Here is a 16,094-nt window from a genome sequence, read left to right as displayed (position 1 = left end):
TCAAGGAGCCTTTAAAGGATCGTTATTTATCACTCGTTTTTTAGTGTTCAAATATAGATCGAGATTTTTAATTTCACGTGGAGCAGGGCATTGAGCTTTAGAACAGTCGAACTCGCGGCACATCTTGTCACAATCATAAGACTTTACATTTCCCAGCTCATCAACAATGCAGGTGTCGCTGGTTCCACTCCGAAAAGCACCGTCACGATCATTATCTCTCCCGAACAAAATGCAATAAGCATCACCTGGCATACCGCCCCAGCAGAGATAACCACCGACTAACGCCCATTCTCCATTACATATACCTGCATTGGTTTCATTAGTATTTTTGCATGCAGTAAGAAAAATCGTACAAAAGATCAAGGATACAACGATCTTCCATGACAATCTTTGTTGCCCATTAAACAGCCTCATCATTAGCGCCTCGGTTGGTTTTAGATTTCAGTCTAAATAAAACCAACCAAATAACACCTGTTAGAAATAACAGTAAATTATATTCATTGGCTATAACCCGACAGGGTTCTTAGCCTGCAACTCTCACCCCGCTTGGACCGGTTGCAACTTCTGCTCGAATACCGACACCCCATCCAAATCCCGCAACACCACACTCATGTCCCCGGTCTGCCCGTCAATATTCACCTCGCCAAAAAACTGAAACCCGGCAAACGGCGAGGTGTTCTGCGCCGCTGGCGCCTTCTGGAACACCACCTCGGGGCCGAAGGTTTTATCCAGCGCATTCGGCCCGAAGCTCCCCGCATTCAGTGGCCCCGCGACAAATTCCCAGAACGGTTCGAAGTCCTGGAACGCCGCGCGATCAGGATGGTAATGGTGCGCCGCGCAATAATGCACATCCGCCGTCAGCCAAACGAAATTGCGCACCTGCTGCGCCCGCAGAAAGCCCAGTAATTCAGCGATCTCCAGTTCACGGCCCTGAGCCGGGCCTGGATCACCGTTGGCCACCGCCTCCCAACGCGCCACACCGGGGCTGACTTCGCCGTCCGGGACGCCGAGGCCGATGGGCATGTCGGCGGCGATGACTTTCCATTGAGCCTGGGAGCCTTTCAATTCACGTTTGAGCCAGTCCAATTGTTCGCGACCGAGAAACGGCTTGGCGGCACCGAGGTTGTCGTCGTTGGCACCTCGGTAGCTGCGCATGTCGAGCACGAACACATCGAGCATCGGCCCGTAACTCAGCTTGCGATAAATCCGCCCGCCACCGTCGGCGCTCTGCAAACGCATCGGCGCATATTCCAGCCAGGCCTGCCGTGCGCGGCCCACCAGGCTGTGGATATCTTTGCTCTTGTAGCGATCATCCAGTTGCTTGCCCGGCGACCAGTTGTTCACCACTTCGTGGTCGTCCCACTGCCAGATCTGCGGCACTTCGGCGTTGAAACGACGGACGTTTTCGTCCATCAGGTTGTAGCGGTAATTGCCGCGATACTCGTCGAGGGTTTCGGCGACTTTGCTCTTGGCTTCGCTGGTGACGTTGCGCCACACCCGGCCGCTTTCGGTGGTCAGTTGCGCCGGCACCGGGCCGTCGGCGTAGATGGTGTCACCGCTGTGGATAAAAAAGTCCGGCAGGCGCAAACGCATGGCTTCGTAGATGCGCATACCGCCGATGTCCGGGTTGATGCCGAAGCCTTGGCCAACCGTGTCGCCACTCCAGACGAAACGAATATTCCGCCGAGCGCTGGGCACACTGCGCAGATGGCCGAACCAGGGTTCGCTGGCGACACCGCTCTGGGCGTCTTCGAACGTCACGCGGTAGAAAATTGCCTGATCGGCAGGCAGGCCGGTGAGTTCGACCCGAGCGGTGAAATCGGTGCCGGCATCGGCCAATGGCGAGACGAATCGACGAGGGTTGCTGAACAGGCTACGCGTGTCCCATTCCACCACCATCCGCGCCGCACGATCGCTACGGCTCCAGATCATCGCCCGGTCGCCCAACAGGTCGCCGGACTGCACACCATCGGTGAGTTGCGGCCGATCCTTGACCGATGCAATCACCGCTGGCGCCAGGCCGGGCAGCAACAGCCCGGCTCCGACAGCTTGTATGACACGACGGCGGCCGAGGTCGAATTCGCTCATGGTGCTCTCCCTGAAAAAGGAAAACTAAAGCATGGCCGCATGAATCAGGTATGACACAGAAAAGATCGCAGCCGCCAGCAGCTCCAGGCTCGATGTACGCCGCCATATCGCGGTCGAACACTGTTCCGGGCAGGAGCTGCCAAAGGCTGCGATCTTTGGCTGTTAAGCGTTAGCCGGCTCCAGCGCCAGTTCCACTGTTTCCGGCCGCTTGAGCACCGAGTACACCACCGCCGTCAGCAGACTCCCGGCCACGATCGCCAGCAGATACAACAGCGCATGGTTGATCGCATTCGGAATCAGCATCACAAACAATCCACCGTGCGGCGCCATGAGTTTGCAGCCGAAGTACATCGACAACGCGCCGGTCAGCGCACCGCCGGCGATGCTCGCCGGAATCACCCGCAGCGGGTCTTTGGCCGCGAACGGAATCGCCCCTTCGGAGATAAAGCACAGCCCCAGCACCAGCGCCGCTTTACCGGCCTCGCGTTCCGTCTGGGCGAACTTGCGCCGAGCAATCAACGTGGCGATGCCCAGGCCAATCGGCGGCACCATGCCGGCGGCCATGGTCGCGGCCATCGGTGCATAACTCTGCGATGCCAGCAGCCCCACCGAAAACGCGTAAGCCGCCTTGTTGATCGGCCCGCCAAGGTCGACGCACATCATGCCGCCCAGCAGCACACCGAGCAGAATCGCGTTGGTGGTGCCCATGCTGTCGAGGAAATGGGTGAGCCCCGCAAGCATCCCGGCCACCGGTTTGCCAACCACGTAGATCATCACCAGACCGGTAAACAGGCTCGCCAGCAACGGAATGATCAGGATCGGCTTCAGCGCCTCAAGACTTTGCGGCAAGCGCGCATAACGGTTGATCGCCTGGGCCGCATAGCCGGCGATGAAACCGGCAATGATCCCGCCGATGAAACCGGCACCGAGCGTGCTCGCCAGCAAACCACCGATCATCCCCGGCGCCAGGCCCGGACGGTCAGCGATCGAGTAGGCGATGTAACCCGCCAGCAGCGGCACCATCAGTTTGAACGCGCTCTCGCCGCCGATCTGCATCAGCGCCGCCGCGAGCGTGCCTTGCTCCTTGAACGCGGTGATGCCGAACACGAAGGACAAGGCAATCATCAGACCGCCCGCCACCACCATCGGCAACATGTACGAGACACCGGTCAGCAGGTGTTTGTAGATACCGGTCTTCTCTTGCTTGGCCGGGCCTTTGGCGCCGGTCGCAGCGCTTTCCTGCTTGCCTTCGGCCAGAGCTTTGTTCAGCGTCGCTTCGGCCTGTTTCAGGGCGATGCCTGTGCCGCAGCGGTAGATTTTCTTGCCGGCGAAACGCTCGGTGGCAACTTCGATATCTGCCGCCAGCAGCACCACGTCGGCATCGGCAATCGCCTCTGCACTAAGCGGATTGCGTGCGCCGACCGAGCCCTGGGTTTCCACTTGCAGGTCGTAACCCAGACGCTTGGCCGCTTGCTGCAAGGCTTCGGCGGCCATGAAGGTGTGGGCGACACCGGTCGGGCACGCGGTGACGGCCACCAGGCGTGGCGCCTGTTTAGCAACCGCGGCAGGTTCAGCGGTGGCTGCGGGCGCGACGTAAACCTCGGCTTCCTCTACCCCACGGCGCAGCACGGCTTCGACATCTTGCAGGGCCTGGGCCGGGGTGCTCTGGAACACCCGTTTGCCGATAAACCGCGACATATCCACCGGCGCGCTGGTGACCAGCAACACCCACTCGGCGGCCTCGATGATCGCCGCCGACAATTGACGTTCCGGATGGGCTGCATCCACGACTTCGACACTGGTGCTCCAGCCCTGACGCTGGGCCGCTGCATCGAGCAGACGAGCACACAGCACACTGGTGACCATGCCGTTCGGGCAGGCCGTAACAATGGCTAATTTCATTGCAAACCCTCTTATTGTTCTGTCAGGGGGCGCACGCGCACGCCCTGTTCGAGCTGCGCCAGTTGCGCGGCGTCGCCGATTCCAAAACCGATCTGAGTCACGGCCATGGCGGCAATCGCGGTGGCGGTACGCAAGGTCTGTTCAGGCGTATCGGCACTGAGCAAGCCGTGCAACATGCCCGCCAGCAACGAATCCCCCGCACCGACGGTGCTGACCACGCTGACCTTGGGCGGTGTGGCGTGCATCGCCGAGCCGACACTGAACCAGTTCACCCCATCCGCACCGTGGGAAATCACCACGTGCTCGATGCCATGAGCATGCAAACGACTCGCGGCCTCGGCTTGGGCGCCCACGGAAACCACTTCGCAATCCAGTGCTTCAGCCAGCTCTTCGGTGTTGGGCTTGATCAGCCACGGGCCAGCCGACATGCCGGCGCGCAAGGCTTCACCGCTGGTGTCGAGCGCAACGTTCAAGCCGCGTTTTTTCAAGCGCAGGATCAACTCCCGCAACCATTGAGCACTCACGCCACGGGGCAAACTGCCGGCCACCACGACCGCGTCATGCCCTGGTGCAATCTGATCGAGCCGATCGAGCAAAGCCTGCTGCGCCGCTTCACTGACCCGCGGCCCCGGACCGTTGATATCGGTGATGCGCCCATCGTTTTCCGCCAGTTTGATATTGCTGCGGGTCTCGCCGGGGACGCGGATAAACGCGTCGGTGAAGCCGCGTTTGGCGAACAGGGTTTCGAACGCCTGAAGGTTATCTTCCCCGAGAAATCCGCTGACAGTCAGCTGATGCCCGAGGTCGGCCAGCACCTGCGCCACGTTCACCCCTTTACCGGCGGCATGGGTGTGCATTTCGTCGCTGCGATTGACCTGACCGGGCACAAGCACCGGCAATTGAACGGTAAGGTCCAGCGCCGGGTTGAGGGTCAGGGTTAAGATCTTGGCCATTACAGCGCCTCCACTAATGCGCGGACTTCGTTCGCGCTGCCCACGGCCAGAGCCTGCTGGGCAAGGGTTTGAGTCTGGGTCAGGCTAAGTTCACGAATGCGTGCCTTGACCTCGGCAATGCTGCGGCCCGACACGCTCAACTCATCCACACCCAGGCCCACCAGCACCGGCACCGCCAGCGGATCGGCCGCCAGTTCACCGCACACGCCGACCCACTTGCCATGAGCATGAGCCGCACGCACGGTGATGTCGATCAGTTGCAGCACCGCCGGGTGCAAGCCGTCAGCCTGGGCCGACAAAGTCGGGTGACCACGGTCGATGGCCAGGGTGTACTGGGTCAGGTCGTTGGTGCCGACGCTGAAGAAGTCCACTTCCTTGGCCAAGACCGGCGCCAGCAAGGCGGCCGACGGCACTTCGATCATGATCCCCAGTTGCAGATCGGCGACCGGGATTTCCAGACGCAGACGTTCGGTCATGTCCCGAGCCTGGCGCCACTCATCGACGCTGCCGACCATCGGGAACATGATCCGCAAGGGACGGTTATCCGCCGCACGCAGCAAGGCGCGCAATTGCGCTTCCATGACCTGCGGACGTTGCAGGGTCAGGCGAATGCCACGCACACCGAGGAACGGGTTCTCTTCTTTGGCGATCGGCCAGTACGGCAGCGGTTTGTCGCCACCGACATCGAGGGTGCGCACTACCAGCGGTCGCCCGGCCAGGCCATCGAGTACGCGACGGTATTCGACTTCCTGGGTGGCCTCGTCCGGTGCTTGTGAATGAGCCATGAAAATCAGTTCGGTGCGCAACAGGCCAATGCCTTCGGCGCCCTGCTCCACCGCGCTGGTGACGCCAGCGCTTTCACCGATATTGGCGAACACTTCCACGGGGTGGCCGTCGGTGGTCAGCGCCGGTTGATGGCGTTGTTCGGCGGCGGCTTTGAGGCGCAGTTCGCGGGTGTCGCGCTCTTCGGTGGCGCGCTGCAAGGTCGCGGCATCGGCGTCCACGTGCAGGCGGCCGCGTTGGCCATCGATCAACAGCGGCGTGCCCGGTTTCAGCAGCAACACGGCGGCGCCGGCGCCCACCAGTGCTGGAATACCCAGGGCCCGGGCGACAATCGCACTGTGGGCCGTGGCACCACCGCGAGCGGTGAGAATGCCGGCGACGCGCGTCGGATCAAGACGCGCCACATCCGACGGACCGACTTCGTCCATCACCAGAATGTACGGTTGCGCAGGCTCCGCAGGCGTTTCGACGCCACACAAATGCGCCAGCACCCGACGGCCAATGTCGCGCAAGTCGGCGGCCCGTTCGGCGAGCAACGCGTCCTGCAGCGCTTCCTGTTGTTTGGCGGCGGCTTCGATCACCGTCATCCACGCCGCTTCGGCGCTTTCACCTTGCTTGAGGCGGGTTTCGACTTCGTCGGTCAATTCCGGGTCGTCGAGCATTTCCTGATGGGTGATGAAAATCTCGCGAATCGCTTTGGCCTTGCTGCGCTCGATCAGACCTTCGATGTCACGACGCACATCGGCCAGCGCTTGCTTGAGACGCTCGCGCTCGATGGCCGCAGACTCACCGCGCAGCGGGTAATCGATGACTTGCAGCACTTGAATATGCGCCGGGCCGATGGCGATCCCCGGTGCCGCGGCAATCGCCTGAATCAGGCTGCCGGACTCTGGCGCGAACAGTGTTTCGGTGACCTCCACCTCTACGAGCACTTCGCGCTGCTGGCTCACCGCGGGCAGCGGCTCGACTTCTTCACCGAGGCCTTCTTCGATGGCCGCCAGCAAGGCCGACAAGGCGTCGGCGGCGATGACCGGTTCGGCGATGAGCTCCAGCACCTGACCGCGACGGGCGCCAAGGCTGAGCAGTTTGCTCAAACTCTTCACCGACACCGCGCTGTCGTGACCATCGACGATGCGTATACGGATCTCGCCTTCAAAACTTTTCGCCAGTTGCGCGAGGATCTTCGCCGGGCGCGCATGCAAACCGTGGGCGTTGGCCAGGGCAATGCGTGCGCTCGGCCAGTCCGCCGGCACTTCACCGCCAAGGACTTCCAGCACCGCGCGGCTACTGGTGGCACGGCCCAATTCATGGCCGCGACCTTCAATCAGCAACGCGCAAAGACGTTCGAGCAGTGCCTGGTGGGCTTCACCGAGGCTGGCCAGGCAGAACAGCCCGCTCAGCGGCTGACCGAGGTAGCGGATGGGTTTGTCCGGGGTAACGAACGCCAGGCCGGGACGCTTCACTGTTTGCTCGCTGTGCAGCCACCACAGGCCATCGCCCAGCGGCAGCGCTTCGACCTGCTGCAAGACGCCGGCAAAACCGTTGCTCACGCAATCGGCCTGACGCAGCAAACGGGCACCGCGCCAAACCAGCTCTTCGAAGTCATCGGCGGACACACCGAGGCCGATCATCTGTGCGTCCAGTGCCAGCTCTTGTGGCGCGCCTTGCAGCAATTTCAGCAAGGCTTCGGCGGAACTGGCGCGGCGCAGGGCCTGGCCCAGGTCGGTTTCACCGAGGGCACGGGTCAGCAGTTGCAGCAGGCGCAGGTGTTCATCGGATTTGGCGGCGATACCGATGGCCAGATAAACGATCTGGCCATTGCCCCAGTCCACGCCGTCAGGAAACTGCATCAGCCGCACGCCAGTGGCGAATACCTGATCGCGGGTTTCGGGAGTGCCATGGGGGATGGCAATACCTTGGCCGAGAAAGGTCGAGCCCTGGGCTTCCCGGGCCTGCAAGCCTGCAAGGTAACCGTCGGCCACCAGGCCATCGGTCACGAGTCGGTCAGCGAGCAATTGCAAGGCGGTGGCTTTATCCACAGCCGACTGGCCCATGGATATCTGCTCTATGGTGAGCTCGAGCATGCTTTCTCCTTTTTGGCGCCGTGTGACGCCAGGTATTGTTTTGATTGATTCAGCTTAGGCGTTTTGAGAACACCTTTTCAGACGCAGTTTTGGCGGTTTCGCGGCAGAACCGGCCAAAGCGACCTATAACGTAGAAAATACGCCTGCTGAAACGTTTAATCTAGAATCTTAGGCACGTTACTCGATAATGTCTCATCCTTGAAGTCCAATTATCGGATGTGCTGCGACAATGGTCGCCTGCCTCAATCGGGTAGGATTGGCGAAAATGTCGGGGCACGCTCTAAAAACAAGGAATACCGGGTTGAAACTCAGTGATATTGCACAATTGGCCGGTGTCTCCGTGACCACCGCCAGTTACGTCATCAATGGCAAGGCCGAACAGCAACGCATCAGCAGCGCCACCGTCGAACGCGTGCGGGCAGTGGTCGAACAACATGGCTTCACGCCCAACCCGCAGGCCGCCGGGCTGCGCAGTCGGCACACCCGCACCCTGGGCTTCATTCTGCCGGACCTGGAAAACCCCAGTTACGCGCGAATCGCCAAACTGCTGGAACAAGGCGCCCGGGCGCGCGGCTATCAGCTGCTGATCGCCAGCTCCGACGATGCGCCGGACAGCGAACGGCAATTGCTGCAACTGTTCCGCGCCCGCCGCTGCGATGCGCTGATCGTCGCCAGTTGCCTGCCAGCCGGTGACGACAGCTATCGCCAGTTGCAGGCCAAAGGCATTCCGATCATCGCCATCGACCGGGTGATGGAGCCCGAACATTTCTGCTCGGTGATCAGCGATGATCGCGAAGCCAGCCTGCACCTGACCCGCAGCCTGCTGACCCCGCTGCCAAAACAGATCGCGCTGCTCGGCGCACGCCCTGAATTGAGTATCAGCCAGGAGCGGGCAGCGGGCTTCAAGGAGGCGCTGAACGGTTTCAAAGGCGAGGCGCTGATCGAGCACGGCGAGTCGTTCAGCCGTGAGTGCGGCAAACAACTGATGGAAGAATTGATCCAACGCCTGGGCCATTTGCCGGATGCGCTGGTGACCACCTCCTACGTGCTGCTTCAGGGCGTGTTCGATGCCTTGCACGATTTCCCGCTGAAAAGCCGCCCGCTGCGCTTGGGCACCTTCGGTGATACGCAGTTGCTGGACTTCCTGCCACTGCCGGTCAACGCCATGGCCCAGCAGCATCAACTGATCGCCGACAAAGCCCTGGAACTGGCAGTGGCCGCCATCGAACAGGCCGATTACCAGCCCGGCGTGCAGGCCATCGCGCGGACGTTCAAGCAGCGTATTCTTCAGGACTGAACCGTGGAACTGATCGACACCCACACTCACCTGGACTTTCCGGACTTCGACCCGGATCGTCAGGCGCTGCTGGCCGAGAGCCGCGCCCTCGGCGTGCGGCGGATGGTGGTGCTGGGGGTGTATCGGGCCAATTGGCAGCGGGTCTGGGAGCTGGTGCAAAGCGATCCCGATCTGTACGCGGCGTTTGGTTTGCACCCGGTGTATCTGGATGACCATCGCCCCGAAAATTTGACCGAACTCGGTGACTGGCTGACGCGGCTAGCGGGCCATCGCCAGCTATGCGCGGTGGGCGAGATCGGTCTGGATTACTTCATCGAAACTCTGGATCGTGAACGTCAGCAAACGCTGTTCGACGCCCAACTGCAACTGGCGGCGGACTTCAATCTTCCAGCATTGATTCATGTGCGACGCAGCCACGCAGCGGTGATCGCCACACTCAAAAGGTTTCGCTTGAAACGGGCGGGGATCATTCATGCCTTCGCCGGCAGCCAGGAAGAGGCTCGCGAATACATCAAGCTCGGTTTCAAACTCGGCCTCGGCGGCGCCGCGACCTGGCCGCAGGCCTTGCGCATGCACCGGGTGATTGCCGGTTTGCCCCTTGAATCGGTGGTACTGGAAACCGACTCACCGGACATGGCCCCCGCCATGTTCCCCGGCCAACGCAACAGCCCGGCCCATTTGCCAGCGATCTGCGAGGCACTGGCCGCCATGATGGCGATCAGCCCAGAACGTCTGGCCGCCGCCAGCACGGCCAATGCCTGTGCGCTGTTCAACTGGTAATCCGTTGATTCCCACATTTGATCTGCTCTGATCGTTCCCACGCTCCGCGTGGTAATGCCTCCTGTAACGCTCTGCGTCACGCTTTTTGGACGCGGAGCGTCCCGGGCTGCATTCCCACGCAGAGCGTGGGAACGATCATGCTTAAACCCGGAAAGCGCTGATCAATTGCTTCAATTCCACCACCTGCGCCGACAATGCTCGGCTCGCATTCTCGGTCTGGTGGGCGCCTTCGGCGGTACGTTCGCCGGCGCGGTTGATCTCGACGATGTTCTGGTCGATGTCGTGGGCCACAGCGGTCTGCTGCTCTACCGCAGCGGCAATCTGCTGGTTCTGGTCGACGATCATGCCGACGGCGCCGAGGATGTTTTCCAGCGCCTGCTGGACCTTTTCCGACTGCCCGACCGTGCCGCTAGCCATCTGATGGCTGGTGCCCATTGCCTTGACCGCCGCACCGACACCGCTGTGCAACTTGGCGATCATCTGCTCGATTTCTTCGGTCGATTGCTGGGTGCGCTTGGCCAGGGTCCGCACCTCATCCGCCACCACCGCAAAACCCCGGCCCTGCTCGCCCGCGCGGGCGGCTTCGATGGCGGCGTTGAGGGCCAGCAGGTTGGTCTGTTCGGCAATGCTTTTGATCACCTCCAGCACACGACTGATGGACTGACTGTCGCTGGCCAGTTGATTGATCACCCGCACCGACTGATCGATTTCGCTGGCCAATGCCGCGATGCTGCCCTGCTGGGACTCCACCAATCCGCGACCGTTGATGGTCTCGTCATTGACGCTGTGGGCACTGCTGACGGCCGCGGAGGCACTGCGCGCCACCTCCAGGGAAGTGGCCGACATCTGGTTCATCGCGGTGGCGACCTGTTCGATCTGCGTACGCTGTCCCGCCACCGCCTGGTTACTCTGGGCGGAGACGCTTTCGACCTGCCCGGCCTGGCGCTCGACCTCGCTGACGGTCTGCCCCACTCGCTCGATCAGATCATGGATTTTCTTCACGGTACCGGTGAACACCTCGCCCAACTCGCCCAGTTCGTCGCGGCTGTTGGCGCTGAAGGTTACGGTCATGTCACCGGCCGCCACCTTGTCCATCACCGCGCCCAGACGCTTGAGGGTGGTGCGGGTCGAGGCGTAGAACCCGCCATAGAGGTAAAAAATCAACACGAACACCAGCGCCAGCGCCAGCGCCTGCAACACCATGTGGGTACGGTGCTGCTCCAGCCGCTGCTGCAACTGGGTGCCGAGAAACTTCAGGGTGGCTTCGTTGAGTTGATAGGTCTGGTCCATCAGGCCCGTGACCTGATCGAAAAAGGCCTGCCACGGCGCATCGAGGGTGTCGGCCATCACCACCTGTTCTTCGAACAGTTCACTGGCCTTTTTCAGGGAGGCCTTGCTGCTTTCTGCCTGAGCCGCCAGGGTTTCGTGAGCGGCTTTACTGGAACCCAGTGCGTCCTTCAACTTCAGGCCGTATTCGGCCTGAAGTTTCTCGATCTGCGCCAGCAACTCATCGAATCGGGTACTCGAGGCCGAATTGAGAAAACCCTGCCCCAGCGAGTAAGACCCCATCGCCCGGCCCTCGCCGAGTGTCTGGGTGACGGCCGGCGTGACGTTGGTAATGAGTTCGCTCAGCTGACGCATGTCGCTCTGGCTGTCGCGGCTCAGGCCGGCCTGACTGGCGATGATCTGGCTGAAAATCTGCGCGTTACCGAGCAACTTGCCGATCAGCGCACTTTTGCTTTGCAGGGAGTTTTCCGCCTGCTGGGCCTTGAACGCGGCGATCATTTCATCGCGTTTGCCATCGAAAAACGTGATTTGCTCCGGGTCAGTGGTCATCGCCGCCAACCCCTGCAAACGGCTCAGGACGCTTTGCTCCAGGGCACTGACCGTCGATTCGACATGATTGGCCTTGCCGGACTGGCCCAGGGTGACGTTGATCTGTACCAGGTTGTTCAGGGTCTCCAGGTCCCGACGCAGGCTCAGGCCGCTGCCCAACAGGTCGAGGCTCTGCAACTCGATCCGGGTGCCCTGGAATTCGCGATAGGAGTCGCGCACCAGATAGAAGTTGGTCACCAGCATCGGTACGAGGAACAGCACGCTGATCAGGCTGAACTTCATGCCGAAGCTCAGGCGGTTCATCAGCGCGACGGCGGGATAGAGCAAGCTCTTCACTGTGAAGTCTCCCTTTGATTTCTTATTTTTATTGGCAGGCGCGCAGAGACAGCAGATAGCCACTATTGGCGCTGCCTCTGTATAGCCTAAATCGGAAGGAGGTTTTGTAACTTAAGGTTAACGACAGGTCGCCGTTGTTGGAGCGGATGAGCCCCTGTGGCGAGCCCCCTCGCCACAAAAGCGTCCGTAGATTGGAGTCAGAACAAAACAGTCCACAACGCAAAACCGGCATACCAAAGCACTGCCGCGCGCAGCAGCAGTTCCCAGATCCGGTCCAGGCTGTTGATGCCGTCCGGGCCGACCACCGGCGCCGGAATTTCACCGGCAACCAGTCCGACCTTCTCGATCAGTTGGGCGGCGCTGATGTTCCAGTTCAGCAGCTCATGCAGCATCACCCGGCTGACCGCGACAAAGTTGCCGACCAGCGCGAAGCTCGCCGCCAGCAACCGCACCGGCACCCAATCGAACGCGTGGCGCAGTTGTGTCGCGCGCTCGACCACAGCCGGGTTCTGCCCATGCTCTTCGGCCAGCGCCAGCAATCGATAGCTCAGGGCCGCGACCGGGCCCAGCAGGAAGTACCAGAAGATCACCGCGAAAAAGCTCTGATAGGCCTCCCACAACAGATGCCCCTGCACCCGTTCCAGCAGTTGCTCGCCACTGTCGGCGCAGATATCCAGGTCGCGTTTGGCCACATGGGCGGCAGCCTGCAGGTCTTCCCGGCGCCAGGCATCGCGAAACGGCCCCAGGCCGGCCAGCAGATCGCCACGCCCCAGACTGTAAATCACCACCAACAGGTGCACGGGCAACGCCAGCAAGCCATAGGCCACCGGGTCCAGCACCACCAACAGCAATCCCAGCAGCGCCACCGGCAACAACACCAGCACCACCAGTATCAGCCACGGACGGTTGCTCATGCGTGGGCTCACTTCAAGCTTGTTCAGCTCGCGCACCCAACCCGCATCACGTTGAACCCGATGGCGCAGGGCCGAGAATTTCTCGATCCATACCGCTAACAGCAGCACCAGAAAACTCATTGTTGCTCCTCTTCTTCCTGAGCGGCTTTTGCCAGGGCCGCACGATAGCGTGCCCAGTCAAACGCCGGTCCCGGATCAGTCTTGCGCCCGGGTGCAATGTCGCTATGCCCGCAGATACGTTGCGCGGTGATGCCCGTGAAGGCGCTTTGCAACTGTCGGGTCAGGGCCGTCAACACTTGATATTGCGCATCGGTAAACGGTAGATCATCCGTGCCTTCAAGCTCGATGCCCACGGAAAAATCGTTACAGGTTTCCCGTCCCTCGAAACACGAAACGCCGGCGTGCCAGGCGCGCTCAAGACAAGAGACAAACTGAGTGACGGTGCCGTCACGTTCAATCAGAAAGTGCGCAGACACTCGCAGGTCGGCGATCCCTGCAAAGTAGGGATGTTCCGTGACATCCAGACGATTCTGGAAAAACTCCTGCACCTTGCCGGTCAGAAACTGCGCGGGCGGCAGACTGATGTTGTGGATCACCAGCAGGGAAATCTCGCCCTCGGGGCGCGCATTGAAGTTGGGCGAAGGGCATAAGCGCACACCCTGACACCAACCACTCGCGGGGTCCAACTGCATACAGGCTCCTTCAACGACGACTGTGTTGGCGCCCAGTATGCCGCGATAGACCCTCGGCGCGCGATCACTTGCCGCGATTGAGACGCCGCAGGTTGCCCAGCACCGATTCCAGCGCCCGATCGAACAGCAAGGTGTCGTCCAGCGTGCGCACCGCACCACGCCGAAACTCCAGGGCCAGGCCGGTACGGTTGTGCTCCAGCACTTTCATTCCGGTACGGTCGACAAAGATGTACTTGCCGGTGGATTCAATGATTGCCGTCAATTTACAACGCAGGGTGTTTTCTTCGTCTTCCTGAAACTCGACCCAGCACCCCGGGCGCAGTTGATCGACTTGCAGTAGCGCGGCATCATCCTCCGGCAAACGCACCGAGGCCGTTTCGACCGGGCCTTCGTCGGCAGTGCGAAGCACGATTTCCTCCTGCACTTCGACCATCATCGGCCCCTCGACAGGCGTGCTGTTCTGGCTCGGACGTTCAAACAGTTGAACGTGCAGGGCTTCCAGCTCGCTGAAAAACTCGCTGGTAGCGAACGGGTCGAATGCCGAGCTGTTCAGCCCATCGCGCAACGACTTGAGCAACCCTGGCACCAGCGCCAACAAGCGCAGGCTCGCATCGGGTTCGTCATGGCGCTGCACGCTCCAGATCAACTGCTCCATGGTCTGCACATCGGCGTGCCATTCGGCGGACTGATCACCGTGCTTGAGGCTGGTCAGCAACAGCACTTTGCTCCAGGCCTCCTGGACAAACACCACCACGCTGTGCGGCAAAACCTTGCCCACCAACACCTGATTCAACGCCTGCTCGACGCGCTGACGGGCCAGTTCGGTCCTGGCGCGGCCTTCTTCGGCGTCTCGGGTGCGCTGCTCCAGCAATTCACTGCGACGACGCTCGTCATTGGTGAAGGCGAGGAAATCCGCCAGCAGTTCGGAAAAGATCGCCGGGTCATCGACAAAGTCGTTCAACAAGCGCTGCACCACCTGCTCAATGCGCAGGTACAGACTGTCGCGCTGATGGTCATCGCACTCGCCCCAGCCCATGGCCGCCGCGGCGATCTCGTTGAGCAAACGCCGGGCGGGATGGCTGCTGCGGCTGAAAAAACTCTTGTCGAGCACCGCGACTTTCAGCATCGGAATCTGCAAGCGGCCGATCAGCGCCTTGAGGGAGTCCGGCAAGTTGCGGTCATCGAGAATGCATTCGAAGAGCATGGCGATCAGGTTGATCACGTCTTCGTCAGCCACCCCGACCACCCGCGACCTGCCGCTTTTGACGCTGACCCGGGTCAGCAGCAGTTCGAGCTGGTTACGCAGGTCGAAGTCGTCCTGAACCGCCAGCGCCGGCACGTATTGCTGCAAGTGCGAGAGCAGTCGCAGCAGATCGCGGGTGGAGATGGGCTGGGTCTGGGCACTGACCTCCAGGGTCGGCGCAACGCTGCCGCGCACATGGAGCAGCAACTCCTGCAAGGCGGCGAAAACTTCCTGCACCCCCTCGTCAATCTGTGGATTGCCGCTGCGACTCCCTGCCTCGACAGGGTCGGCGTGAGCACTGGCAGCCGCTCGATCGGTGGCACGTCGCGCCGGGGCGGGCTTGAGGTCCGGCAGCACGCCGGTGGCGATCAGCAGTTGATTGGCTTCGGCGTAGAGCTGATCGGCGTTGCTGAGCACATAGCGCTCGAACAGCTTGAGGATGATCAGTTTGACCTTGATCTCCATCCCCAGGTTGCGCCCCGCCTGCAGGAAATACTCGCAGAGCAGCGTCGGCCCCAGGGGGTTGTGCTGTTCGACCAGTTTCTTGCCCAGCAAGGTGCTCAGTCGGGCGGTGAGCTGGTCGAGGGCGAAGCCATCACGGTTCAGCACTTTGCCGACCATGACCTCTACCGCCACATTACGCTCCATGTCGTCATGGGATAGCGACACGGAGGTATCGAAAGCCAATGCCCGGGGCAAGGCAGCCTGTGAGGTGTCGCACTGCGTGAGTCTGAGGAAAGCCTCGACGAACTGCTCGAGAAAACCGCGCTCGATATTTTTGCGCTTGAGGCGCAAATCGCGCATGGCTTCGAAGAAGATGTTTTGCTCGACATCGTTCCGGGCTCGGTCGGCCATTTCGAACAAGGTGTCGTCGGCGTTATCGAACAGCTCCTGCAAACCCTGCTTGAGCTGTTGGGCAGCTTTGTCGCGAACCTGAAGCAGAATCACAGGCAGGCGGGCGAGCAGCGAATGAGTCGCCTGATCGGTAGTCGCCTTGTGCAAAGGCACTACATTCCCGTCGTTGTGCATCCAAGCCTCCTGAAACGGTGATTCTTCGGTTCGGTAAGAAAGATCGAGCACGCCGGCCACACGGCCGGCGTTCAGCGGAGAACATTGCCCACCCGCTGTCATTCAATAATCGGGAATCCAAAGGTACGTCAAAGCTATGACGTCAAATGCAAGGCAG

The 16,094-nt window shown here is 61.0% G+C and carries 11 protein-coding genes; 2 read left to right on the top strand and 9 right to left on the bottom strand.

The genetic code is table 11. The features are described 5' to 3' along the window. The 5 genes from PSH69_RS03890 to ptsP all read right to left on the bottom strand — a co-directional run bounded on the left by PSH69_RS03890 (position 1) and on the right by ptsP (position 7,810). Positions 1 to 414 (bottom strand): hypothetical protein, encoded by a 414-nt coding sequence (locus PSH69_RS03890; RefSeq protein ID WP_155949117.1) that lies wholly within the window; start codon positions 412 to 414, stop codon positions 1 to 3. 123 nt (positions 415 to 537) lie between these two features. Further along, the gene (locus PSH69_RS03885; protein ID WP_258613107.1) at positions 538 to 2,088 is read right to left on the bottom strand and encodes an alkaline phosphatase; all 1,551 of its coding nucleotides are present in this window, start codon (positions 2,086 to 2,088) and stop codon (positions 538 to 540) included. Positions 2,089 to 2,250: 162 nt separating this feature from the next. Continuing rightward, positions 2,251 to 3,990, bottom strand: coding sequence for a PTS fructose-like transporter subunit IIB (locus PSH69_RS03880; RefSeq protein ID WP_064616146.1), 1,740 nt, complete (start codon positions 3,988 to 3,990; stop codon positions 2,251 to 2,253). Between the two features lie 11 nt (positions 3,991 to 4,001). After that, complete coding sequence (pfkB, locus tag PSH69_RS03875) at positions 4,002 to 4,943, bottom strand: 1-phosphofructokinase (RefSeq protein WP_305411106.1); 942 nt, start codon at positions 4,941 to 4,943, stop codon at positions 4,002 to 4,004. Then, positions 4,943 to 7,810 (bottom strand): phosphoenolpyruvate--protein phosphotransferase, encoded by a 2,868-nt coding sequence (gene ptsP, locus PSH69_RS03870; RefSeq protein ID WP_305411105.1) that lies wholly within the window; start codon positions 7,808 to 7,810, stop codon positions 4,943 to 4,945. The genes pfkB and ptsP overlap by 1 nt, the downstream gene beginning before the upstream one ends. Positions 7,811 to 8,111: 301 nt before the next feature. Between ptsP and cra the strand changes: the two genes are divergently transcribed. Next, a complete protein-coding gene (cra, locus tag PSH69_RS03865) occupies positions 8,112 to 9,107 on the top strand; it encodes a catabolite repressor/activator (RefSeq protein ID WP_064616145.1) in 996 nt (331 codons plus the stop codon). Between the two features lie 3 nt (positions 9,108 to 9,110). Continuing rightward, the gene (locus PSH69_RS03860) at positions 9,111 to 9,887 is read left to right on the top strand and encodes a TatD family hydrolase (protein WP_305411103.1); all 777 of its coding nucleotides are present in this window, start codon (positions 9,111 to 9,113) and stop codon (positions 9,885 to 9,887) included. Between the two features lie 141 nt (positions 9,888 to 10,028). On the opposite strand, the gene PSH69_RS30190 is transcribed toward PSH69_RS03860, so the two are convergent. The 4 genes from PSH69_RS30190 to PSH69_RS03840 form a co-directional block, all read right to left on the bottom strand. After that, on the bottom strand, positions 10,029 to 10,733 hold the full coding sequence (locus tag PSH69_RS30190) for a methyl-accepting chemotaxis protein (RefSeq protein ID WP_370695250.1): 705 nt from the start codon (positions 10,731 to 10,733) through the stop codon (positions 10,029 to 10,031). A gap of 1,523 nt (positions 10,734 to 12,256) precedes the next feature. Then, positions 12,257 to 13,093 (bottom strand): regulatory signaling modulator protein AmpE, encoded by an 837-nt coding sequence (ampE, locus tag PSH69_RS03850; protein ID WP_305411101.1) that lies wholly within the window; start codon positions 13,091 to 13,093, stop codon positions 12,257 to 12,259. Then, positions 13,090 to 13,665, bottom strand: coding sequence for a 1,6-anhydro-N-acetylmuramyl-L-alanine amidase AmpD (ampD, locus tag PSH69_RS03845; RefSeq protein WP_019651084.1), 576 nt, complete (start codon positions 13,663 to 13,665; stop codon positions 13,090 to 13,092). Before ampD ends, ampE begins: the two co-directional genes overlap by 4 nt. 64 nt (positions 13,666 to 13,729) lie before the next feature. Beyond that, positions 13,730 to 15,937: a DUF1631 domain-containing protein gene (locus tag PSH69_RS03840; protein WP_305411100.1), complete on the bottom strand. Its 2,208-nt coding sequence runs from the start codon at positions 15,935 to 15,937 to the stop codon at positions 13,730 to 13,732. Positions 15,938 to 16,094 lie beyond the last annotated feature (157 nt).

Origin of the sequence: Pseudomonas sp. FP1740 (genome assembly GCF_030687165.1) — a bacterium.
Lineage (GTDB): Bacteria > Pseudomonadota > Gammaproteobacteria > Pseudomonadales > Pseudomonadaceae > Aquipseudomonas.
This window is presented reverse-complemented; position numbering and strand designations above follow the sequence as displayed.